Here is a 22301-nt window from a genome sequence, read left to right on the forward strand (position 1 = left end):
GGCGTCGCGCCATGCGGCGTGATCGGCACCCTCGGCCATTTCGCGCTGAACGCACAGGGCCGCCGCGCCAAAGCCCGCGATGCCCGGTACATTTTCAGTGCCCGCACGCAGACCGCGCTCCTGCCCCGCGCCGTGGACGATGCGGACCGCGCTATGACCTTCAGCCACGACCAGCGCACCGACACCCTGCGGGCCGCCGATCTTGTGCGCCGACAGGGTCACCGTATCGGCACCCAGCTTGCGGATATCGACCTCGATCTTGCCCAGCGTCTGGATGGCATCGACGTGCATCCAGCCATTATGCGCGTGGACCAGTTCCGCCGCCTGTTCCACAGGCTGGATCACGCCGCTTTCGTTATTGGCGTGGTGCAGGGCCACAAAGCTGCGCGGACCGCTTTCAAGCGCGGCTTTCAGCCATTCCAGATCGGCCAGCCCCAGACCGTTCACCGGCATGACTTCCACCGTAACGCCCGCATGGGCGGCGGCTTCAGCGACACAGGGGTGTTCGGTCGCGCTGACAATCACACGCTCGCAGCCAGCGGCGATGGCGCTGGCGATGGCCTGCGCGTTGGATTCCGTACCGCCCGAAGAAAAGATGATCGACGTCGCGTCCGCACCGACCAGTTCGGCCACGGCAGCGCGCGCCGTCTCAACCCGCGCACGGGCCTTGCGCCCAAGCGCATGCACCGCAGACGGATTGCCGCCCGGCGACATGGCCTCCAGCACGGCCTCGCACACCTCGGGCCGGACCAGCGCCGAGGCGTTGTAATCGAGATAGATACTCATGCGGCGGCACCTACCTCGGCGTTGCGGCGGTTGCGCAGGCGGTTGGTGACCACGTCATCAAGCGACACGCTGGACAGATAGCGGTGGATCTCGGCACCCAGATCTTCCCAGAGATTGTGGGTGATGCAGCGTTCGCCCGCCATCATGCACCCACCGGCCTTGACGTGATTTTCGCAGCGGGTGGCACGGATCGGTTCGTCAACGGCCAGGACGATGTCTGCCACCCACGTATCCGCCGCCGGACGGGCCAGTCGGTAGCCGCCGCCCGGACCGCGGACGCTTTTGACCAGATCGGCTTTGCGCAGGCGGGCAAAGAGCTGTTCCAGATAGGACAGCGAGATCTCCTGACGCGTCGCGATCTCGGCCAGGGACACCGCTCTGTCCGCGCCATTGCGCGCCAGATCGGCCATCGCCATCACCGCATAACGTCCCTTTGTAGAAAGGCGCATCGAAATCCTCAAAAAATGCACGCTTTTCAGGGTTGTTGTGGTAGAACCCGCGCCCTTGCAGGCGAATGCGTGACACGTAGTGGGCTTTAGAAAGTCCTACTGGGTTAGTCAAGTATTCCGCCGCGATGAAATACATGTTGAACGACAGGGACTCTGCGATCCATGCCTGAAGTCATTCTTCCTGGTGCTGCCGGCCGTATCGAAGGCCGTTATTCGCCGGGCAAGCGCCCCAATGCGCCGATCGCGCTGATCCTGCATCCCCACCCCAAGGCGGGTGGCCACATGAACAATCCGGTGGCCGTCACCCTGCACAAGCTGTTCGTGGACCGTGGCTTTGCCACCCTGCGCTACAACTCGCGCGGCGTGGGCAAGTCGCAGGGCGAGTTCGACAGCGGCATCGGTGAACTGGCCGATGCGGCGACCGCTCTGGACTGGCTGCAAGCCAACAACCCCGCCGCCACCCAGACCTGGGTCGCCGGTTATCAGTTCGGTGCCTATATCGGCATGCAGCTGCTGATGCGCCGCCCGGAAACCGACGGCTTCATCTCGGTGTCGCCGCCGTCGAACATCTACGACTTCAGCTTCCTCGCCCCCTGCCCGGCCTCGGGCCTGTTCCTGCACGGCACCGCCGACACGGTCGTCCCGCCGGTGGAAGTCGAGCGCGTGGTCAACAAGCTGCGCACCCAAAAGGGCATCGTCATCGACTACGAACTGGAAGAAGGCGCCTCGCACTTCTGGCAGGACCACATGGGTGCCGTCGAGCGCCGCGTCGGTGCCTATCTGGACAAGCGTCTGGAAGAAAAGCCGGCTTGATAAGCCGGGCGATGGCTTTGCCCTCGCGCCCCTAATGCAGGTCACGCGCTGACCTGCTGCTTGAGGGGCAAATCACCAAATAAAAAAGGCGCGCTTCCGTTTGGGAGTGCGCCTTTTTCTTTAGGCTTCGAGCTCGGCGACAGCCTTGGCGGCTGGCCTATGGGCGCGTACGCACCAGATCACACTAACCACCATAAGGATGATAGCAATGATCTCCAGAACGCTCGGTCCGCGCTTTTCCCAGATGAAGCCGTAAAGGAAGGCGAACAGCGTCTCGAACACGATCATCTGGCCCAGCATGGTCAACGGCAGAAGCCGGCTGGCCCTGTTCCAGAAGGCGTTGCCTACAACCGAGGCCAGCACCGCGATCCCAAAGCTGACCGCCACAAAGCGCGGCCAGAAGCCAGCAGGCAAATCACCCAGAGTCAGAACCGCCATCGGCACAAGAAGCAGGGCCAAGCCCCCCGTCACGACGCCGATCAGCAGCGACCAGTCATGCGAACTGACCTCGGTCATCTTGACCATCCAGCGGCTGTTTCCGACCGCATAGGCCGTCCACAGGACGAGCGCGATCAATGCCGACACCAGACCGATAGCCACCGTCAGACCGCTGGCATCCGCTGCGACCTGACCGCGGGTGATGCTCTCATAGCCGATCAGGCCGATTGCCACCGCCGCGACGGCAATCGGCGGCCCGACCTTCAGCAGAGGCGGCGAGTTCCTGTCGCGCAAACCCCACAGGGCCACGACGACCGGAACAGCGCCCACAATCAGGGCAGACGCCGCGACGCCCGCATAGTGAACCGACACCACAAGGAACAGGTAATAGACGATGTTCCCCGCAAGGCTGAGCCAGATGAGCGCCAGCCATGTCCTGCGGTCCAACAGCGCCAACAACCGCTTACAGCGCGGCGCGATCAGCAGTGCGGCGATCAGGCCATAGGCGATATAGCGCCCTGCCGACATGAGGAACGGGGAAGCCTCGGGCGCGAATTTCGGAGCCAGAAAGACCAGCCCCCACATCGCCCCCGCGCCCAGTCCACTGAGAACGCCCCAAAAACGCGCAGTCGATAAAGACATTAAAAATCCGATGGTTCGTATCCGGGCTCATCCCCCGGATAAACAGTGCGGCCACCCGTCATGGCCTGTTTGACGCCCGTGGTACCCGGGAAGCTGATCGGCAGGCCGAGATGGCTGCGCGCCGCCAGATAGGCGAAGGCTTCGGCTTCAATGGCATCACCGCGCCAGCCCTTGTCCTCTGCGGTGGCGACGGGAACGGACAGCCGCTCGCGGATCGCCTCCATCAGGGCGGGGTTGTGGCGGCCACCGCCGCACACGATCACCTCACGCGGCGCTTCGCTGCATCGGGCCACGCCCAGCGCTACAGCCTCTGCGGCAAAGGTCGTCAGGGTCGCAGCGGCATCCTCGGTCTTCAGATGCTCGACCGGATCGAGCGAGAAGTCGAAGCGGTCCAGCGACTTCGGGCCAGTCGCGGCGAAATAGGGATGCGACAGATATTCCTTCAGGACATCGGCATCCACAGCCCCCGCACGGGCCAGCTTGCCGCCGTCGTCCATGCGTTTACGCAGGCGCGACTGGACCAGCAGGTCCACCATACCGTTGGCCGGACCGGTATCGAAGGCTTCCAACTCGCCATCGGCGCGGATCAGGGTGATATTGCCGACGCCGCCAAGGTTCAGAACCGCAACCGGCCCCTTCAGCCCCGAATAGCGGACCAGTGCCGCGTGATAGACTGGGGCCAGTGGCGCGCCCTGCCCGCCTGCGGCCACATCGGCGGTGCGGAAATCGTGCACGACCGGAAGGCCAAGTCCGTCGGCCACCGAAATGGCGTCGATCAACTGAACGGTGCGGCCCGGCTGCTCGGCGATCGGGGCTTCGTGCAGCACCGTCTGTCCATGCACCCCGACCAGATCCACTGACGACGACTTCACCCCGTTCATCGCCATGAAGCCCATTGCCGCCGCCAGATGGGCATCGGCAATCGCATAGCGGGCGTCGTCAAAGCTTTCAGGCTCTTCCTCGTCCCGTTCCCAGTCGAACGCGTCCTCGATGGCGTATTCCACCGCCTCGCGCGTTTCGGCATCCAGCTTCATCTCGCCGCAGGGGCCGAAGCCGAGAATGTCATGTCCATCCGTCTCGATCACGGCCATGTCCACGGCATCCAGGGATGTGCCGGTCATGAAGCCGAGGACGCGGAGTGTCTTGGGGGAAGCCTGTTCAGTCATGACGCTTGACTGCCACGGACAGCAAACTGTAGCTAGGCCCCATGATCGCGCGTGACGTTCTTTTCGTGACCTATTATTACGGCCTCGCCTAAGCGAGCGGCCGCGATCTTTGCCGCCCTACCCTTGGCGGCTGAATTCCCCGGAAAATGGCCGCCAGTTTCTGACTGTAACGGATCTGCCATGACCGAGACCGCCTTCAAGTCCGAGTTTCTGAAAACGCTTCAGGAGCGCGGCTATATCCACCAGATCACGCACCCGACCGAACTGGACGAGGCTGCGACCAAGGGCGTTGTCACCGGCTATATCGGCTTTGACGCGACGGCACCGTCGCTGCACGTCGGCTCGCTGATCCAGATCATGATGCTGCGCCGCCTGCAACAGGCCGGCCACAAGCCGATCGTCCTGATGGGCGGCGGCACCACCCGCGTCGGCGACCCGACTGGCAAGGACACCTCGCGTCCGCAGCTAACCGACGAGACCATTCAGGCCAACATCGACGGCATCAAGAAGGTCTTCGCCAAATTCCTGAAGTTCGGCGACGGCCCGACCGACGCCATCATGCTGAACAACGACGACTGGCTGTCGCAATACGGCTACATCCAGTTCCTGCGCGATTTCGGCACCCACTTCACCGTCAACCGCATGCTGAGCTTCGACTCGGTCAAGCTGCGCCTCGAGCGCGAGCAACCGATGACCTTCCTCGAGTTCAACTACATGCTGATGCAGTCGGTGGACTTCCTCGAGCTGAACCGCGCCCACAACGTCACCCTGCAGATGGGCGGCTCGGACCAGTGGGGCAACATCACCTCGGGCGTCGATCTGGTACGCCGCGTGGACCAGAAGTCGGCCTTCGGCCTGACCACTCCGCTGCTGACGACCGCATCGGGCGGCAAGATGGGCAAGACCGCAGGCGGTGCCATCTGGCTGAACGAAGAGCAGCTGAGCCCGTACGACTACTGGCAGTTCTGGCGCAACGTCGAAGACGCCGACGTGGGCCGCTTCATGCGCCTGTTCACCGACCTGACCTTGGAAGAAATTGCCGCTTACGAAGCGATGGAGGGTGCCCAGATCAACGAGGCCAAGAAGGCCCTCGCGGACGCCACCACCACCATGATGCACGGCGAGGAAGCCGCCAAGGCCGCACGCGCCGCCGCCGAAGCCGCTTTTGAAAAGGGCCAGCTGTCAGCCGACCTGCCGACCGTGGAACTCCCGCGTGATGAGGTCATCGGTGCGATGGTCGCCGCCGTCATCACCAAGGCGGGCCTGACCCAGTCGAACGGCGAAGCCCGCCGTCTGGCCCAGGGCGGTGGTCTGCGTCTGAACGACGTGGCCATCAGCGACGGCGCCCAACTGGTCACCGATGCCGACGTGAACGCCGATGGCGTGATCAAGCTGGCCGCGGGCAAGAAAAAGATCGTGCTGGTCAAGCCGGTCTAACAACGACGATCACAGCGCGGGTGCGCTGGAAAACCTGAAGGTAGGAAAATGAGTGAACTGACCCAAGGCACCCCGGCCCCCGCGCTGTCCATCGCCACCGATGGCGACGGCCATTTCGATCTGGCCGCCCATAAGGGCAAAAAGGTCGTGGTCTATTTCTATCCGAAAGCGGACACGCCCGGCTGCACGACCGAGGGACTCGATTTCTCGGCACTGGCCGATGACTTCGCCAAGGCCGATACCACCATCATCGGCATTTCGCGCGACACCGTGAAGAAGCTGGACAGGTTCAAGGCCAAACACGCACTGAACCTGATCCTTGGCTCGGATGAGGACGGCACCGTAACCGAGGGGTGGGGCGTCTGGATTCTCAAGAAGCTCTATGGCCGCGAATATATGGGCATAGAGCGCGCGACCTTCCTTGTGGACCGCGACGGCGTGATTGCGCAGGCGTGGCATAATGTGAAGGTCAAAGGCCACGCTGGGGCTGTGCTGGAGGCTGCACGCGCCCTCTAATCCTCTATGGATTGGAAAAACACATATTTCTCCGTTTGATCGAACGCTGATTTACCGTTGTTATACCTAAGCCGTAACAACGTTGTCCGAGTCGCTTCTTCAACGCGCATCCAACGCGCTCCCCCGGAGGATAGTATGTTTAATAAGGGCAAACCCTATGTTCCGCCGCCGACCCGTTCGATGGGCACCGCCAGCGGACATGACGATCTGCATGATCTGGACGACAATGAGCTGGAACTCGACACCCAGGTCGAGAGCCACAAACCTGATGGTCTGGCTGGATCAAACGCCTACAGCCATGCCGCAGAAGAGCGGATGGGCAGCCTTGATGACGAAACAGAGGATGATGCCGTAATTCAGGTATCGCCCTACGCCTCCACCGAACCCCCGCAGACAAATACCCGCCCCGATACTCCACAGCCCGCGGCCCAGACGACAGGCTATGCCGCCGCTTCGGGCGGATCGGGTGCCGGTGGATCAGGCACAGGTGGTTCTGGAACCGGGGGCGGTTCTGGCGGTGGTTGGGGCAGCGGTTCTGGCGGCTCCGGTGGTGGTTACGGGGGTGGCGGTTCCACCCCTTCACGTCCTGGCAAAGAGGCAGCTTCGGTGCTCGGCAACGGTATGACTTTCGAGGGCGACATCTCCGGTGTCGGCCAACTGGTGATCGAGGGGACCGTCAAAGGCGACGTGCGCGTCTCGCAGGTTCTCATCAATGACGGTGGTGCCGTCGAAGGTACGGTTCACGCCGATGTCCTGGATGTCCGGGGCCGCGTGAGCGGCGCGATCATAGCCAAACAGGTTCACCTTCACGCCTCCGCCCGTGTCGAAGGGGACGTTACCCAGGAAGAACTGACGATCGAACGCGGTGCCTGGTTCTCGGGTCGCTCGACACAGGCCAAACGGGGCGAAGGCCCGACCTCGGAGCCGGCGGGCGAATAGGCGGTTCGTTTTTTACGGCACAAAAAAAGGGGGATGGTGATCCATCCCCCTTTCATTTTTTGCGCTTTAACAGCGGTTAGCTGTCGCGGGTCTCGCCCACGCGGGCGGCCAGTGCGGCACCCATGAAGGCATCCAGATCGCCGTCCAGAACACCTTGGGTGTCCGAGGTTTCGACGTTGGTGCGCAGGTCTTTGACCATTTGGTACGGCTGAAGCACGTAGGAGCGGATCTGGTGGCCCCAACCGATATCGGTCTTGGCATCGGCCAGAGCCTGAGCGGCCGCTTCGCGCTTTTGCAGTTCCAGTTCATACAGACGCGCACGCAGCATCTTCCACGCCTGTTCGCGGTTCTGGTGCTGCGAACGGCCCGCCTGACAGGCCACAACCGTATTGGTCGGAATGTGGGTCAGTCGGACAGCCGAGTCCGTCTTGTTGATGTGCTGACCACCCGCACCCGAGGCGCGGTAGGTGTCGGTACGGACGTCCGCCGGGTTGATGTCGATTTCGATGGTGTCATCGACCACGGGCGACACGCCGATGGAGGCGAACGAGGTGTGGCGTTTGGCGGCGGCGTCATACGGGCTGATGCGGACCAGACGGTGCACGCCTGATTCCGACTTCAGCCAGCCATAGGCATTGGGGCCCTTCACCTGAATGGTGGCGGACTTGATACCGGCCTGTTCGCCCGCTTCTTCGGCCTCGACCTCGACCTCATAGCCGTGCGCCTTGGCCCAGCGCGTATACATGCGCAGCAGCATGCCCGCCCAGTCATTCGACTCCGTGCCACCGGCACCGGAGTTCACTTCCAGATAAGCGTCGTTGCCGTCGGCTTCACCCGACAGCAGGGCTTCCAGTTCGGCGCGTGCGGCGCGCTCCTTGATGCCGCGCAGCATGACGCGGGCTTCTTCAAGGGCGGCTTCGTCGCCTTCCTCGTCGGCCATTTCAGCCAGCATCAGCCCGTCTTCCAGGTCACGTTCCATCTCCTTGACGGTGTTGACCTGGGCTTCCAGACGCGAGCGTTCGCGGCTGACGGCCTGTGCCTGTTCGGGATTGTCCCACAGCGTCGGATCTTCGACGCGGGCGTTCAGCTCGTCGAGCTTTCTTAGAGCGACATCCCAGTCAAAGTCGCCTCCTGAGCAGAGCAACGCTCTGCTCGATGTCGGCCTTCATGGCCTCGACATCCAGTCTCATCGCAAACTCCTATGCGATTTGGGTTCTGCCCCGGCGCGGCGCGCACGAGGGTCGAAAGAGTACGGCGCACCCGTTTGACCGAATGCGCCGTCTTGGGGGGTCTAACTAATGCGTCAGTACAATCCGCTCAAGTCCTCGGGGACTTCCTTGCGCGGCGGTGTTGCCGGTGCGGGCGTCTGTGAAGGGGCATCCGGCGTGGACGGTGACTGGTTCTGCTCGCGGGCGATAATGTCGTTATAGGCCTGCGGGCCTGTGGGTTCGACCACCACCGGATCGGCGCGAACATTGCGTTCGGTCCCCGGACGGAAGGCTTCTTCGATACCGTTCACGGTCTTGAAGATCGCATTCTTCGGACGCACAAACGGACGTGCGGGGCGCAACTTCAGTGCCGTCTGCATGAACTCGCCGAAGATAGGCACGGCGGTCGAGGCGCCGGCCTCGCCCGAACCCAGCGAGCGGTTGTCGTCAAAGCCGACGAATACGCCCACCACGATGTCCGAAGAATAGCCCACGAACCACGCCGAGCGGTATTCGTTCGTCGTACCCGTTTTACCGGCCACATTGGGTCCAAGGCCACGGATGCTGGCGGCGGTACCGCGCTGGATCACGCCCTCCAGCATCGAGCTGATCTGATAGGCGGTGATCGGATCGATCACCTGGGTACCACGATCCTGCAGACGCGGCGATTCCTGGCCCGAGAAGCTGCGGGTACAGTCACGGCAGGCCCGGCGGTCGGCACGGTGCATGGTCTTGCCGTAACGGTCCTGGACCACTTCGATCAGATAGGGATCGACGCGGCGACCACCGTTGACGAAAGCCGAATAGGCCGCGGTGATGTGATAGGGCGTTGTCTCCCCTGCCCCCAGCGACATGGCGAGGTTGGGCTGCATGTCATCGACCACGCCCATACGCTTGGACAGGTCGACGATATTCTTCATCCCCACCGCCTGTGCCAGACGCACCGTCATGACGTTACGCGACAGTTCCAACCCCCGACGAAGGGTCTGCGGGCCATAGAAGCGGCGGCTGTAGTTGGACGGGGTCCACGCCTTGCCACCTGGTCCACCCGGGAAGCTGATCGGGGCATCCAGTACAATCGAGGCAGGCGTGAAGTCACCCTCGAGTGCCGCTGCATAGACGAACGGCTTATAGGCCGAACCCGGCTGGCGACGGGCTTGGGTTGCACGGTTGAAGCTGGACAGCGCGTAAGAATAACCGCCCACCATCGCCAGTACGCGGCCGGACTGCGGTTCGATGGCTACAAGAGCCCCGTTCACAGCCGGAACCTGACGCAGGGCATATTGACCGCCCTGACGTTCGACAAAGATCAGATCACCGCGTTTGAGCGGCTTACGACTGTTTCTCGACCATGCCACATCGCTGGACAGCAGGATGCCGACCCGATCATCCTTGGCGGTGCGGACACGTACAGTGCCGCCCTCCACGCTCTCGACGGCCGCGGCTTCCCAGGTGCGACGCTCGGGCGGAGCCTGACGGCGAACGGCATCTTCCTGCCAGCCGTCGGCGAAATCGGTTTCGCCCCACGCACCGCGCCAACCGTGACGGCGGTCATAGTTTTCCAGTCCCCGCATCAGGGCCACACGCGCAGCCGACTGTAGTTCGGGGTCAAGGGTGGTGCGCAGGTAGTAACCCCCGCGGTTGATCTCTTCCTGACCGAACATCGAGATCGCGCGACGGCGGGCTTCCTCGACGAAGAAGTCAGCATCGGCATATTCGGCACGGCGCGGTGCCGAACGGGCGTTCAGCGGACGCGCCTGTGCGGCATCGCGTTGCTCGGCAGTGATAAAGCCCGCATCTTCCATCTGGCCCAGCACCCAGTTGCGGCGACCGATAGCGGCTTCCGGACGGCGTCGCGGATGATAGTTGGTAGGGCCTTTGGGCAGGGCCGCCAGAAAGGCCGCCTCTTCGATGGAAAGCTGGTCCAGCGACTTGCCGAAATAGTTATAGGCCGCAGCGGCAACGCCATAGGAGCGATAGCCGAGGTAGATTTCATTGAGATACAGCTCAAGCAGCTGTTCCTTGGTCAGCACCGTCTCCAGACGGGCGGCGAGGATCGCTTCCTTGAGTTTGCGGTTCAGCTTAGTCTCGTCGCTCAGCAGCACGTTCTTGGCGACCTGCTGGGTGATGGTCGAACCGCCTTCCAGACGGTTGCCCGAAAGAACGTTGAAAACGTTCTTGAACATGGCGCGGCCGACACCGGACACATCGATACCGCCATGCGAGAAAAAGCTGCTGTCCTCGGCCGCGAGGAAGGCCTGAACAACGCGTTCCGGAACCTGATTGTAGGTTACGTAGATACGGCGCTGCTCGGAAAACTCGCCGATCAAAGTGCCATCGCCCGCATAGACGCGCGTCGCGGTAGCCGGACGATAGTCTGCCAGTTCTGCCGCGTCAGGCAGGTCATAGGTGACGTATGCCGCGTACACAGCGACAACCACACCTGCGGCGGCGACGGCTCCCATCAAGGCAGTACCCGCCCAGACGAACCAGCGATCGGCTATTTTCACCATGCACTCCGCACCCGGTTAACGGGATAAATCCTAGCCTGTGCCGCACCCTGCGCCTAGGGCGCCAGAGACACGATCTGTTTAGCCACGTTCTTTCAGCAGTCGGGCCTTGTCGCGCTGCCAGTCACGTTCGGCGGTCGCCTCGCGCTTGTCGTGGTTCTTCTTGCCCTTTGCCAGGGCGATTTCGATTTTGGCCTTGCCCGCTTCATTCAGATACAGCCGTACCGGAATGATGGTGCGGCCATCGCGCTGGACCGCCGCGGCCATCTTGTCGATCTGGCGGCGGTGCAGCAGCAGTTTACGATGGCGGCGCGGTTCGTGATTGAACCGGTTGGCCATTTTGTAGGGTGGAATGTCCGAATTGACGAGAACCAGCTCACGCCCCTCGACCGCGACATAGCTCTCGGCGATATTGGCCCGGCCATCGCGCAGGGCTTTGATCTCGGTCCCCAGTAGCTGGATACCGGCCTCCACATGGTCGTCGAGGAAGTAGTCGTAACGTGCACGCCGGTTTTCGGCGATGGTCTTCTGCTTTGGCGCTTGGTCGGCCATTAAACGATCCCGGCAGCTGCCATTGCGGCATCAATATGCGGACGGACCTCTTCGCGGGTCTGTACCAAAGGCAAACGCACCTCTTCCGAACAGTATCCCAATTTCGACAAGGCATATTTCGTCGGCGACGGAGAGTTGTCGAGGAACAGCCCCTTGTGCAGGCCGATCAGACGGTCCTGCCAGCTACGGGCGGTTTCCAAATCACCGGCCTGGATCGCATTGTGCAGGGCGACCATACCTTCGGGTGCGACATTGGACGTCACCGAAATAACGCCACAGCCACCTTGCGCAGCATAGCCAAGATAGCTGGGGTCATCGCCCGAAATCAGATCGAAACGGCCATCGATATGCGCGCGCATCCAGCTCACGCGCGAGAGGTCGCCCGTGGCGTCCTTGATGCCCACGATATTGGGATGACGCGCCAGGGCGGCCACGGTTTCATTGGCCATGTCCACGCCGGTGCGACCCGGAACATTATAGAGCAGGACCGGGATCTGGACCGCATCGGCCATCGCTTCGAAATGGGCCTGAAGGCCCGCCTGCGACGGACGGTTGTAATAGGGGGTCACAGCCAGAACGCCGTCGGCACCGACGGTCTTGGCAAACTTCGACAGTTCGATCGCCTTGTCGGTCGCCGAAGAGCCCGCACCCGCAATAACGCGGATGCGGCCCGCGGCCTGCGATACGCACATTTCGACCACGCGCTTGTGCTCGTCGAGATGCAGTGTCGCGCTCTCGCCGGTAGTGCCCATAGGCACAACGCCATGCACGCCAGCAGCGATTTGACGTTCCAACAGTTTTTTAAACGCCTCTTCGTCCACGTTTCCGTCACGAAGAGGTGTGATCAAGGCGGTGATCACGCCCTTGAACAAATGGGCGATCATGGAAAACTAACCTGTGCGGAGAATGAGCGGATGAGCCGCTCGGTATCTTGATGGGGCCAAAGGGTATTTCGCCAATGGCTCTACCGCAACAAGTAGATGAATGAGGACGAAGAAGCTGATGATCGCGACGACCCTCGCAGCCGCCCTGGCGGTCATGGCCCCCCCGACTCAAGACGTGATCAACAGCGTCCCGGCAGCCTATAATTCCCAAGTGGCGGGCTCTATCAGCCCGTCAGACCAGTCGCTCGTCCAACAAGGACTGGCCGCGGCACGGGCGCGTGACGTTGTGCGTACCCAGCAGATCATGGCCTCGATCAGTGACCCTGCCGCCCGCAAACTCGTGGAGTGGGCACTGGTGGATACGTCGGATCGCCAGCTCTCCTATGCCGAGCTTTTGCGGGCCGAGAACGATCTGAAAGGTTGGCCGCGCGCCGAATCACGTCGCGCCGCAGCCGAGCGTGCCTTGAACGCTTCGGGTATGGGAGGCGATGCTGTGCTGGCGTTTTTTGCCGAACAGCCTCCGCGTACGGTTCAAGGTGCCATATCTCTGGCTTCCGCGCTCGAGCAGGCGGGTCGACGTGACGAAGCGCAAACCCTGATCCGCAACTGGTGGCGTGAAGAATCGTTCGACGCCGCCGAGCAGGACCGTATCCTGTCGCGCTGGTCCGCATGGCTGACCACCGACGATCACAGCGCCCGCCTGAGCACACTGCTCAGCGGTCCTCACGGGCCGGCGACACGCGCTATGGTCAATCTGGTCCCAGCCGAGCGTCAGGCCATTGCCAATGCGGTGATGAACCTGCGCACCGCCTATGCGCCCGACACTCTGGTTGCCAGCCTGTCGCCGCAGCAGGCGACAGACCCCAATGTCGTGCTGGAGCGTGTGCGTCTGTTGCGTTCGGCCAACCGCCAGAGCGAGGCATTCGACCTTCTGCGCTATCTGCCGCCCGCCCCCAAACACACAGAGGGCCAGAACACGCTTTGGTCGGAACGCCGCAACCTGTTCCTCGACGCCCTGCGCATGGGTAACAACCAAGCGGCCTATGATGCCTTTGCCGGTCACGGCTTCTCGTCGGGCGAACGCTCAGTCGATGCAGAGTTCTTTGCCGGTTGGGCCGCGCTGGTAAAACTGAATGATCCGCGACGCGCCGCGCAGCATTTCGAGACGCTGCGCAATATCTCGCAGACCCCGATCACCCAGGGGCGTGCGCTTTACTGGCTGGGTCGCGCCGCAGAGGCACAGGGCGACCGCGCCCGCGCGCAGGAATTCTATGCCGCAGGCGGTCAGCACTGGCAGACCTTCTACGGCCAGTTGGCCGCCGAGAAAGCCGGTGTGCAAACGCTGAACCTGCCGGGAGAACCCGATCCCTCGCCAGAGGACATCCAACGCTTTGAAAGCTACGAGATGGTCCGGGCGACGCGCATTCTGGGGCAGATGGGAGAAAAGACCCTGATGCGCGTCTTTGCCTATCATCTGGATGACAATCTGCCCCTGCCCTACGACCTGTCGATGCTGTTCGATCTGGTCAAATCCTATGGTGACCAATTCGGCGCCATGATGGTCGGCCGGGCAGCCAGCGGTCGCGGATTTATCATGCCCGAGCGCATGTACCCGATCCAACTGCCCGAACAGGTTCCGGGCATGGCACCGACAGACTTCGCACTGGCCATCACCCGTCAGGAGTCTAGCTTTGACCCCAGCGTGCAATCCCACGCCAATGCACGCGGCATGATGCAGTTGCTACCGACGACAGCCGCCGGTGTCGCCCGCCGCATGGGGTTGTCCTACAGTGACGACCGCCTGTGGGATGCCAACTACAACATGACCTTGGGCAGCTATCACCTGGGCGAACTGCTGAACAATTTCGGCCAATCGCCTCTTCTGGCAGCCGTGGGCTACAATGCCGGTCCGGCACGCCCTCCGCAATGGACGGCTCGCTGCGGTGATCCGCGTCAGGCACAGGTTGATCCGCTGGACTTCATCGAGTGCGCGCCGATCACCGAAACCCGCAACTATATGATGCGGGTCATGGAAAATATGCAGATCTACCGCGCCCGCCTGAATGGCGGCTCGGCACCGTTGACGCCTACGGCAGACCTAGCTCGGGGCACACCGCCCTATGCCGGTCCCCGCCCCTACAGCGAATAAGAGCCTTCAATCGCGGAGCTACAGACGACGGGTCGCCAAAAGCGGCCCGTTTTCTGTTTCGACCCATTGGGCCGCAATGCGGAAATGTTCGCGCAGGACATCGACGGACAAGGCCTCCATAGGTGCGGCATCAGCCACAACGCGACCATTGGCCACCACCACCACACGATCCGCAAACTGGGCGGCGGCAGAGAGGTCGTGCATGGTCACAACCACCGCAGCCCGATCGGAAGCGCGCTGGCGCAGGCGCTCCAGAACCAGCAGGGCTGCATCGGGATCGAGCCCGGCGACAGGCTCGTCCGCGATCAGAACAGGCGCATCCGTCACCAGAGCCCGCGCCAATAGAACACGCGCCCTCTCACCACCGGACATATCCGCGACCCCGCGATGGGCCAGATGGCCGACGCCCACCAGATCGAGCGCGCGCGCGGCCCGCACCATGATGTCGCCGTATCCAAAGTGAAGACCGCCCAACGCCGCGATCTCAATCGCAGGCAGGTTCCAGGCAATCGTCCGGTCCTGCGCCAAATAGGCGATACTTTCACCCCTTTGCCGGGCTGTCAGGGATTTCAGGTCGCGTCCATGTACGGTGACGGACCCTTGCCGGGGCCGGATCAGGCCCGCAGCGACCTTGAGCAGGGTCGATTTGCCCGCGCCATTGGGACCGCAGACCGCCACCATCTGACCGGCCTCGACGGACATCGAGGCAAAATGCAGCAATCGCTGCTTCTCGATCTCGACATTGATGCCTTCAAGACGAAACAGGGTCACAGACGCCACTCCCGCGCAGCCCGCCATGCGATGACAGCAAACAGGGGCGCACCGATCAGCGCGGTGAAAACACCCAGTTTAAGCTCCTGGTCGGTGGGCATGACCCGCGTGGCCAGATCGGCAATCACCAGAATAAGCCCGCCCGCCAGGGCCGACGGCAACAGAACACGCCCCGGGTCACCGCGTACCGCCGAGCGAACAAGATGGGGGGCGGCAAGACCGACAAAGCCGATCACGCCCGCGACCGCCACTGCGGCCCCTGATGCGACCGCGGCCGCCAGAAGCGCGCACACCCTGAGACGGGCCAGCGGCAGGCCCGAAGCCTTGGCGACATCCTCGCCCAAAGTCAGCAAGCGGAGCCCCTGCCGTGCCATCACGGCAAAAATCGCCGCAACAGCCAGAGCAAAAGCCACCCAGCCCACATCGAACCAGCTACGGTTGGCGACCGAACCCAGCATCCACGCCATGACCTCTGCCGAGGCGATGGGCGATGGCGACAGGTTGAAAATCAAAGCCGTGGCCGCGCCGGAGAAACTGGAAAGGGCCACACCAAACAGGATCAGCCCTTCCGGAGCCTTCAATCTGGCACCGACCAGCGTCAGCAAAAGACCCGCTACCGCTGCGCCAAGAAGCGCCGAGGCTTCGACCGCCCCCGGTATGGCCGCCATGCCTGTGACAATCGCCAGAGCCGCGGCAAAGGCAGCCGTGCCCGAGACACCGATTACCCCCGGTTCAGCCAGCGGATTACGCAGCAATCCCTGCATGACCGCTCCGGACAGTCCCAGAGCCGCCCCTACGAACAGGGCACAGAGCACCCGTGGCAAACGTATCTGCCAAAGAACAAGACCTTCACCGGACAAGGGGTTGGACAGGGCAAGAGCATAGTCCTGCCATGTCAGTGCAGTCTCGCCGAAGCTTATGCCAAAGGCTACGGCGACGAGTATGCAGGCCAACAGACCTGCATTCAGCCAGACAGATCTTATCATTACGATCCCTCGGCCAGCTTCAGCGCGGCATCGGCCGCGAACCACCCCGGGCAGGTCAGGGTAGACGCCGGAAGATCAAGCACCTTGCCACGCGCCATCATCGGCCGCAGCACGGGATGGCGCCCCGTACCCCGCCAATCCATCAGCATTTGCTCGAAAAAGCCGCGCACGAAAATCAGCGGAGGCCCCATCACAAGGGCTTCCAGACCGATCGGTTGATACCCTGTGCCTCCGCTGGCATTGCGATAACCCGCAGCGCGCAGGATGCTGTCGATCAAGGTGTCACGACCCGCCGTAAAGCCGCTGGCCGTCATATAGGTCGCGCGCCTGCCCTGTCCGACTCCGGCGGCCTTGGCCAGCGTGCCGTCCATTTCAGCGATCATAGCCTCACCTCGATCGGCAACATCAAGAGCAACCGACAGGTTGCGGATATTGCTGCGGATATTATCGAAGTCCCTGCTGTCTTCTATTGTTGCGACCGTCACGCCGGCTTCCTCCAGGCGGCGCAACAGCGGACCATCACCGCCCCAATAACGCACAACCACATCCGGCTTGAACTTTACAGCCGCCTCCAACGTCGGGCGAATTCGCCGATGCCCCTTTGCGGCATTGCGCATATAGGCGTCGGCGTCGTCGGCACGGGGCGACAAACGGATGTCGGCATCAGGCCGCAACGCCAGTACGAACTGGTCTGCGCACTGGTCCAATGACATCACGCGCAACGGTCGGGAAACGGCTTGGGGCGCAGTGCCAAGCACCAGCAGCACCGCAGCGATCCCGCCCCCCTTGAGCCAGGACCGGATCACGGATGCAGCAAGCCTTTGATCAAAATATCGATCTGGTCATTGATCAGAGTCTCGCGATCTTCCCAGTCAAAATGAGGCTTGGTGATCATGATCGAGACCAGACCGTGCACACTGGCCCATAGGACTTGCGTCAGTGCCTTCACACGCTCCGGTGCCACCTTACCCTCCACGGCCAGGCGAACCCCGCCCTTGAAATGCTCGAACAGTTCATTGGCCACCTTGCGCGAGACAGGTTCGCTCCCGTCTTCGCTCATCATGGTGGGTGTCATAAAGGCCAATCGATAGGCATTGGCATTTTCAAAACCGAACTCGATATAGACCAGCATCAAGCGGCGAAGATACTGCTGGGGCTCTGTCTCTGCCTCGGACAGGGCAAGTTGCCGGTTATGAAGAGCCGAAAAGGCCTGCAGGCAGATTTCGTTGAGGATTTCAGCCTTGTCGCGGAAGTGCATGTAAAGCGCCGTCGAGGACAGGCCTACGGCTTCGGCGATCTTGCGTATCGTCGCACCTTCATAGCCGTGGGCGACAAAGATCTGCTCTGCCGCGGCAAGGATTTCTCCGCGGCGCACATGACCTTCGCCCTTAGGCTTGCGGACAGAACGCGTTTTGTGCGCGACTTCCGACATATAGACCTCCGAACGTACTCAAAGCCCCATCCTAGGCTTGGAATCCACAGAGCGCCACAGAGTTGCCTATCTGTGTATTTTTACACTAATGTCCGTAAATGACTGGTCAGGGGGGAGTTGGTCATCTTGAGCGGATTTAAACATCCGCCGCTCGAAGTTCCGAACGCCTGTGATGCAGCTCGTGGCGCTCGTATCACAATCAAAGTGCTTGGAGTTGTTGTTGCGGCTATCGCACTGAGTTTGTGGGCAATTCTGGATGACAGCCGCGGCGTCTGGCTGATCCTCGCCTTCCAACTTTTACTCATCGGCCTAGCGGCGTGGCGGATCGTACTGATCATGGCGAGCCATCGTCGCGATTTGCCGTCGCCACCACATCCGATCATCTGGCCGCGCTATACGGTGTTGGCGGCACTCTATAACGAAGCAGAAATCCTGCCCCAGCTGGTGCAGCGCCTTTCTCTTCTCGATTATCCACGCGATGCTCTTGAAGGCTTCATCCTGCTGGAGGCTGACGATCACCGGACCCAGGCCGTGGCCCGCAACCTGCGCCTGCCTCCCTGGCTCAAGATCGTGGTTGTTCCCGATGGCGCCCCACGCACCAAGCCGCGCGCCCTCAACTACGGCCTGAAACTGGCGACTGGCGATTTGCTGACAATCTATGACGCCGAGGACTCGCCCGATCCCGCGCAGTTGAAAGAAGCGGCATCGCGCTTTGCCAGTGACAGGCGCGGTTATGCCTGCCTTCAGGCCCCTTTGCGCATTCACCGCCAGCACCGCACCGCACTCAACAGCGACATACTCGATAGACAGTTTGCCGCTGAATATGCGGGCCTGTTCGAGGTTATCCTGCCGGGAATGGCACGGCTTGGGCTTCCCTTTCCATTGGGCGGGACCAGTAACCACTTCCGTGTCGATGTTCTGAGATCGGTAGGCGGTTGGGATGCCTATAATGTCACGGAAGACGCCGACCTCGGATTTCGTCTGTGGCGTGCGGGTTGGAAGCTGGGCGTGATCTCGTCGCCGACTTGGGAAACACCACCGGGGCCGGTCAATCTGTGGCTGCCCCAACGAACCCGATGGCTCAAAGGGTATCTGCAGACACTGGCCGTCCATTTCGGTAAGCCCGGACTGGGACCGAAGGGCATGTTTGCCTTCCTGACGACCCTGATCGCCGGCCTTATCGCCGCTTCGGTACACGGATTTGCCTTGGCTGCCGTGTGTACCATCGCCCTGCTCAGCCTGCTTTCCCTCAGCCCTCCGGATGTCGGGCTTGGTGCATTTTCCGTGCTGATTACCGGCTATCTGGCCTCTTGGCTGACCTGCGCGGTGGGCGCGCGGCGGATAGGGCTACGCTACGGATTGAGAGAAATCGCCCTGGCCCCCTTATACTGGTCGCTGCTGAGCATCGCCTTTTTCCACGCTTTGGCCCGTCTCGTTTTCCAGCCCCATGCCTGGGACAAGACCCCGCATCTGCCCGACATTCCATTGGCCGACCAGCATAGCCCTGTGATCCGTTCCACCTATTCTGCGGCAACCGCTGGACGAGAGGCCGCCTGAAGGCTTATCAGCCCACACATGGCTCCGGTTCTATCCCCTACCCCCGAAACCCTCGTCACCCGAGGCTGGTCGGATTACGCGCTTATCGACAGCGGCAACGGTCGCAAGCTTGAACGCTATGGCCGTTATACGGTCGTGCGCCCCGAGCCGCAGTGCTTCTGGTCCGCCAAGGATGAAAAGAAGTTCGAGCAGGCCAACGCCATGTTCGATCCCCAGCAGGAGGAAGAGGATTCCGGCCGCTGGCGTTTCGACGCGCATGGCCCGATCGACGCATTCCCGCTGAAATGGAAAGATGTGCGGTTCATGGGGCGTTTCACCCCGTTCCGCCACCTCGCCTTCTTCCCCGAACAGGCGGCCAACTGGGAATGGCTGGATGCACGCATCCGCACCCTGAAAGAGCCGAAGATCCTGAACCTGTTCGGCTACACCGGCGTGGCTACGCTGGCCTGTTCGGCAGCGGGTGCGCATGTGACGCACGTCGATGCGTCCAAGAAGTCGGTCAACTATGCCCGCGAGAACGCCGAGCTGTCGGGCCTGTCTGACCGTCCGATCCGCTGGCTGGTCGAGGACGCCCGCAAATTCGTGGCCCGCGAGGTCCGTCGCGGCAACAAGTACGACGGCATCATCCTTGATCCGCCGAAATACGGTCGCGGTGCCAACGGCGAGGTCTGGCGTCTGTTCGAGAACATGCCGGAACTGCTGAAGGACTGCGCCGCCCTGCTGTCGGACGATGCCTCCTTCCTGCTGCTGAACGCCTATGCCGCCCGTATCTCGGGCCTGTCGCTGGCGCACATGATGGCCGAGGCCACCCACGACCGTGGTGGCCGCATCGACTGGGGCGAACTGGCCCTGTCGGAAGACGGAAAGGACGCCCGTTCCATCGGCCTCAGCTTCTTTGCTCGCTGGAGTAATGTGTAATGAGCGAGCATCTGATCACCTCCCTCACCAATGACACGGTCAAGGCCGTCCGCGCCCTGCACATGCGCAAGGAACGCGAGGCGACGGGTCGTTTTCTGGCCGAAGGTCTGAAATTCATCGGCGAGGCTCTGGATCAGGGCCGCGCACCGAAGATGCTGCTAGTGGGGCAGGATGCCCGCCCGCACGCTATTCTCGACCGCGCCAAGGAAGAGACCCGCAAGGCTGGCGGCCAGATCATCACCGTCACCCACGCCATCCTCGAAAAGATCAGCCGCCGCGACAATCCGCAGACCGTGCTGGGCGTGTTCGAGCAGGTGTTCACGCCGCTGAACGACATCAAGCCCGACACCAAGCCGGTTTGGGTGGCGCTGGAACAGGTTCGCGATCCGGGCAACCTCGGCACCATCATCCGCACGGCAGACAGCGCCGGCTGCGGTGGTGTGATCCTGATCGGCGACTGTGTGGACCCCTATTCGGTGGAGGCCGTGCGCGCGACCATGGGCTCGGTCTTCGCCGTCTCCATCACCAAGACCAGCCGCGAGGACTTCGTGGCGTGGCGCAAGAACTGGCCGGGCAGCGTGATCGGTACGCGCCTTGATGCCACTCACGGCTATCGTGACAGCCCTGTCCAGCATCCGGCCATCATCTTGATGGGCAATGAGCAAGCAGGCCTCACCGACGAACTGGCCGCAACCTGCGATGTAAACGTCAAGATTCCGATGCGGGGCCGTGCAGACAGCCTCAACCTCGCGGTGGCGACGGGCATCATGGTCTATTCGGTGACCGACGCGGCCTACGGCTCGGGCCTGTAATCACACCGACAATCTGACAACGAAAAGGGGGAGGCTTTACGCCTCCCCCACTGTTTTTATGCGCCGCATGCCCAGCAGGGCCAGAATGGTCAGCAGGGCTGCAACAGCCAGATAGAAGCCCACAGCCATCAGGCCATAACGCTGGGCCAGCCACGTCGCGATGAACGGCGCCAGCGACGCGCCAAGGATGCTGGCCATGTTGAAGGTCATCGATGCGCCCGTATAGCGGACCGCCGTCGGGAACGGCCGTGCCAGCGCAGCACCGATAGGGCCATAGGTACAGCCCATCAGCGCAAAGCCGAGGATGAAAAAGACGGTTATGCCCGGCAGGCCCGCTTTGAACAGTACCGGAATGAGAAGGCCGAACAGGGCAATACCCACACTGGTCACCAACAGGGTCGTCGCCTGCCCCCACTTGTCGGCTGCCAGTGCCGCAAAGGGAATCAGCAGGCCAAAGAAGCAAACGCCCAAAAGCTGGATCGGCAGGAACTGTTCGCGGCTGTATCCCATCGAGGTGGTACCCCAGCCCAGCGCAAACACCGTCATCAGGTAGAACAGCACGAACGTCGCCAGGCCCGCCAGCGTGCCCGTCAGCAACGCGTATTTGTGGTTGGCAAAAAGAGTGACGACGGGAGCCTTCACCCGCTCCTGTTTGTCGATGGCCTTTTGGAAGTCCGGCGTCTCATGGATCTTCAGGCGCATCCACAGGCCGACGATCACCAGAACCGCACTGGCGATGAACGGCACGCGCCAGCCCCATGCCATAAAGCTGTCTTCGCTGAGGAAATGGCCCAGCGCGATGAAGCTGGTCGTGGACAGGATGAAGCCGATGGGCGCGCCCAGTTGCGGGAACATGCCGTACCACGCCTTCTTGCCCGGAGGCGCGTTCTCAGTGGCCAGCAGAACCGCGCCGCCCCATTCACCGCCAAGGCCCAGGCCCTGACCGAAGCGGCACAGCGCCAGCAGCAGCGGCCCCACCACACCGGCCTGAGCATAGGTCGGCAGTAGGCCGATCAGGACCGTCGATCCCCCCATCGTCATCAGCGCCGCGACCAGTGTCGCCTTGCGGCCCACCTTGTCACCGAAGTGACCGAACACCACCGCGCCAATCGGGCGGGCGAAGAAGGCGATCGAGAAGGTCGCAAACGACGCCAGCATAGCCGTCATCGGGTCGCTTCCGGGAAAGAAGAGCGCCGGAAACACCAGGACAGCCGCTGTCGCGTAAATATAGAAATCGTAGAACTCGATTGTCGTGCCAATCAGGCTAGCGAACAGAACGCGCGCCTTGGAGTTCTTTGCGGGTATATTTTGGCTGTCGGCCACGACGTCTCCCCTT

General features: G+C 62.2%; 21 protein-coding genes. 8 read left to right on the plus strand and 13 right to left on the minus strand.

Features of this window, described 5'->3' with window-relative positions:
* Together B3H86_RS08920 and B3H86_RS08925 are read right to left on the minus strand one after the other, a co-directional pair.
* On the minus strand, positions 1–786 hold a 786-nt coding region (locus tag B3H86_RS08920; RefSeq protein ID WP_292053086.1), incomplete at its 3' end, for a cysteine desulfurase family protein.
* Positions 783–1235 (minus strand): Rrf2 family transcriptional regulator, encoded by a 453-nt coding sequence (locus tag B3H86_RS08925; RefSeq protein ID WP_292053087.1) that lies wholly within the window; start codon positions 1233–1235, stop codon positions 783–785. The genes B3H86_RS08925 and B3H86_RS08920, both read right to left, overlap by 4 nt.
* A 162-nt stretch (positions 1236–1397) precedes the next feature.
* Between B3H86_RS08925 and B3H86_RS08930 the strand changes: the two genes are divergently transcribed.
* Entirely contained in the window at positions 1398–2048 is a 651-nt protein-coding gene (locus tag B3H86_RS08930; protein WP_292053088.1) for an alpha/beta hydrolase, read from the plus strand.
* A 120-nt stretch (positions 2049–2168) separates the two neighbouring features.
* Here B3H86_RS08930 and B3H86_RS08935 read toward each other — a convergent pair whose 3' ends face one another.
* Positions 2169–3128: a DMT family transporter gene (locus B3H86_RS08935; RefSeq protein ID WP_292053089.1), complete on the minus strand. Its 960-nt coding sequence runs from the start codon at positions 3126–3128 to the stop codon at positions 2169–2171.
* The gene (locus B3H86_RS08940; RefSeq protein ID WP_292053090.1) at positions 3128–4249 is read right to left on the minus strand and encodes an anhydro-N-acetylmuramic acid kinase; all 1122 of its coding nucleotides are present in this window, start codon (positions 4247–4249) and stop codon (positions 3128–3130) included. Before B3H86_RS08940 ends, B3H86_RS08935 begins: the two co-directional genes overlap by 1 nt.
* A 225-nt stretch (positions 4250–4474) precedes the next feature.
* Here B3H86_RS08940 and tyrS point away from each other — a divergent pair, with 225 nt between their 5' ends.
* The 3 genes from tyrS (at position 4475) to B3H86_RS08955 (ending at position 7186) form a co-directional block, all read left to right on the plus strand.
* Complete coding sequence (gene tyrS, locus B3H86_RS08945) at positions 4475–5731, plus strand: tyrosine--tRNA ligase (RefSeq protein WP_292053091.1); 1257 nt, start codon at positions 4475–4477, stop codon at positions 5729–5731.
* A 48-nt stretch (positions 5732–5779) separates the two neighbouring features.
* Complete coding sequence (bcp, locus tag B3H86_RS08950) at positions 5780–6247, plus strand: thioredoxin-dependent thiol peroxidase (RefSeq protein ID WP_292053093.1); 468 nt, start codon at positions 5780–5782, stop codon at positions 6245–6247.
* 135 nt (positions 6248–6382) lie between these two features.
* Positions 6383–7186: a bactofilin family protein gene (locus B3H86_RS08955; protein ID WP_292053096.1), complete on the plus strand. Its 804-nt coding sequence runs from the start codon at positions 6383–6385 to the stop codon at positions 7184–7186.
* 76 nt (positions 7187–7262) lie between these two features.
* Here B3H86_RS08955 and prfB read toward each other — a convergent pair.
* The 4 genes from prfB to dapA form a co-directional block, all read right to left on the minus strand.
* A protein-coding gene (prfB, locus tag B3H86_RS08960; protein WP_292053098.1) for a peptide chain release factor 2 occupies positions 7263–8376 on the minus strand; the annotation gives its coding sequence in 2 pieces (ribosomal slippage) (positions 7263–8306 and positions 8308–8376; 1113 coding nt in all).
* 113 nt (positions 8377–8489) lie between these two features.
* Positions 8490–10907, minus strand: a complete 2418-nt coding sequence (locus B3H86_RS08965; RefSeq protein WP_292053100.1) for a penicillin-binding protein 1A — start codon at positions 10905–10907, stop codon at positions 8490–8492.
* 78 nt (positions 10908–10985) lie between these two features.
* The gene (gene smpB, locus B3H86_RS08970; protein ID WP_292053102.1) at positions 10986–11456 is read right to left on the minus strand and encodes an SsrA-binding protein SmpB; all 471 of its coding nucleotides are present in this window, start codon (positions 11454–11456) and stop codon (positions 10986–10988) included.
* The gene (gene dapA, locus B3H86_RS08975) at positions 11456–12340 is read right to left on the minus strand and encodes a 4-hydroxy-tetrahydrodipicolinate synthase (RefSeq protein WP_292053104.1); all 885 of its coding nucleotides are present in this window, start codon (positions 12338–12340) and stop codon (positions 11456–11458) included. The genes smpB and dapA overlap by 1 nt, the downstream gene beginning before the upstream one ends.
* 100 nt (positions 12341–12440) lie before the next feature.
* Between dapA and B3H86_RS08980 the strand changes: the two genes are divergently transcribed.
* Positions 12441–14489, plus strand: a complete 2049-nt coding sequence (locus B3H86_RS08980) for a lytic transglycosylase domain-containing protein (RefSeq protein WP_292053106.1) — start codon at positions 12441–12443, stop codon at positions 14487–14489.
* Between the two features lie 18 nt (positions 14490–14507).
* On the opposite strand, the gene B3H86_RS08985 is transcribed toward B3H86_RS08980, so the two are convergent.
* The 4 genes from B3H86_RS08985 to B3H86_RS09000 are packed head-to-tail and all read right to left on the minus strand — an operon-like array spanning position 14508 to position 17678.
* Positions 14508–15260, minus strand: coding sequence for an ABC transporter ATP-binding protein (locus B3H86_RS08985; protein ID WP_312820781.1), 753 nt, complete (start codon positions 15258–15260; stop codon positions 14508–14510).
* Positions 15257–16246, minus strand: a complete 990-nt coding sequence (locus B3H86_RS08990) for a FecCD family ABC transporter permease (protein WP_292053110.1) — start codon at positions 16244–16246, stop codon at positions 15257–15259. The genes B3H86_RS08985 and B3H86_RS08990 overlap by 4 nt, the downstream gene beginning before the upstream one ends.
* Positions 16246–17052, minus strand: coding sequence for an ABC transporter substrate-binding protein (locus B3H86_RS08995; RefSeq protein ID WP_292053112.1), 807 nt, complete (start codon positions 17050–17052; stop codon positions 16246–16248). Before B3H86_RS08995 ends, B3H86_RS08990 begins: the two co-directional genes overlap by 1 nt.
* Positions 17049–17678, minus strand: coding sequence for a TetR/AcrR family transcriptional regulator (locus tag B3H86_RS09000; protein WP_292053114.1), 630 nt, complete (start codon positions 17676–17678; stop codon positions 17049–17051). The genes B3H86_RS08995 and B3H86_RS09000 overlap by 4 nt, the downstream gene beginning before the upstream one ends.
* A gap of 240 nt (positions 17679–17918) precedes the next feature.
* Here B3H86_RS09000 and B3H86_RS09005 point away from each other — a divergent pair, with 240 nt between their 5' ends.
* The 3 genes from B3H86_RS09005 to B3H86_RS09015 are packed head-to-tail and all read left to right on the plus strand — an operon-like array spanning position 17919 to position 20965.
* Positions 17919–19235 carry a glycosyltransferase family 2 protein gene (locus B3H86_RS09005; protein WP_292053116.1) on the plus strand — a complete coding sequence of 439 codons (1317 nt, stop codon included), beginning with the start codon at positions 17919–17921 and terminating at the stop codon, positions 19233–19235.
* Positions 19236–19253: 18 nt separating this feature from the next.
* Complete coding sequence (locus B3H86_RS09010) at positions 19254–20153, plus strand: class I SAM-dependent methyltransferase (protein ID WP_292053118.1); 900 nt, start codon at positions 19254–19256, stop codon at positions 20151–20153.
* Positions 20153–20965, plus strand: a complete 813-nt coding sequence (locus B3H86_RS09015; RefSeq protein WP_292053120.1) for a TrmH family RNA methyltransferase — start codon at positions 20153–20155, stop codon at positions 20963–20965. The genes B3H86_RS09010 and B3H86_RS09015 overlap by 1 nt, the downstream gene beginning before the upstream one ends.
* A gap of 36 nt (positions 20966–21001) precedes the next feature.
* On the opposite strand, the gene B3H86_RS09020 is transcribed toward B3H86_RS09015, so the two are convergent.
* Positions 21002–22288 carry an MFS transporter gene (locus tag B3H86_RS09020; protein WP_292053122.1) on the minus strand — a complete coding sequence of 429 codons (1287 nt, stop codon included), beginning with the start codon at positions 22286–22288 and terminating at the stop codon, positions 21002–21004.
* Positions 22289–22301 lie beyond the last annotated feature (13 nt).

The sequence above is a fragment of the Brevundimonas sp. UBA5866 genome, assembly GCF_002432125.1.
Lineage (GTDB): Bacteria > Pseudomonadota > Alphaproteobacteria > Caulobacterales > Caulobacteraceae > Brevundimonas.

Excerpts from the sequence above, each read along its gene's own strand:
- B3H86_RS08930 (WP_292053088.1), top strand. The coding sequence starts at position 1,398 with ATGCCTGAAGTCATTCTTCCTGGTGCTGCCGGCCGTATCGAAGGCCGT.
- B3H86_RS09000 (WP_292053114.1), bottom strand. The coding sequence starts at position 17,678 with ATGTCGGAAGTCGCGCACAAAACGCGTTCTGTCCGCAAGCCTAAGGGC.
- B3H86_RS09010 (WP_292053118.1), top strand. The coding sequence starts at position 19,254 with ATGGCTCCGGTTCTATCCCCTACCCCCGAAACCCTCGTCACCCGAGGC.
- B3H86_RS08940 (WP_292053090.1), bottom strand. The coding sequence starts at position 4,249 with ATGACCGGCACATCCCTGGATGCCGTGGACATGGCCGTGATCGAGACG.
- B3H86_RS08990 (WP_292053110.1), bottom strand. The coding sequence starts at position 16,246 with ATGATAAGATCTGTCTGGCTGAATGCAGGTCTGTTGGCCTGCATACTC.
- B3H86_RS08965 (WP_292053100.1), bottom strand. The coding sequence starts at position 10,907 with ATGGTGAAAATAGCCGATCGCTGGTTCGTCTGGGCGGGTACTGCCTTG.
- tyrS (WP_292053091.1), top strand. The coding sequence starts at position 4,475 with ATGACCGAGACCGCCTTCAAGTCCGAGTTTCTGAAAACGCTTCAGGAG.
- dapA (WP_292053104.1), bottom strand. The coding sequence starts at position 12,340 with ATGATCGCCCATTTGTTCAAGGGCGTGATCACCGCCTTGATCACACCT.
- B3H86_RS08980 (WP_292053106.1), top strand. The coding sequence starts at position 12,441 with ATGAGGACGAAGAAGCTGATGATCGCGACGACCCTCGCAGCCGCCCTG.
- smpB (WP_292053102.1), bottom strand. The coding sequence starts at position 11,456 with ATGGCCGACCAAGCGCCAAAGCAGAAGACCATCGCCGAAAACCGGCGT.
- B3H86_RS08925 (WP_292053087.1), bottom strand. The coding sequence starts at position 1,235 with ATGCGCCTTTCTACAAAGGGACGTTATGCGGTGATGGCGATGGCCGAT.
- B3H86_RS09015 (WP_292053120.1), top strand. The coding sequence starts at position 20,153 with ATGAGCGAGCATCTGATCACCTCCCTCACCAATGACACGGTCAAGGCC.
- B3H86_RS08955 (WP_292053096.1), top strand. The coding sequence starts at position 6,383 with ATGTTTAATAAGGGCAAACCCTATGTTCCGCCGCCGACCCGTTCGATG.
- bcp (WP_292053093.1), top strand. The coding sequence starts at position 5,780 with ATGAGTGAACTGACCCAAGGCACCCCGGCCCCCGCGCTGTCCATCGCC.
- B3H86_RS08935 (WP_292053089.1), bottom strand. The coding sequence starts at position 3,128 with ATGTCTTTATCGACTGCGCGTTTTTGGGGCGTTCTCAGTGGACTGGGC.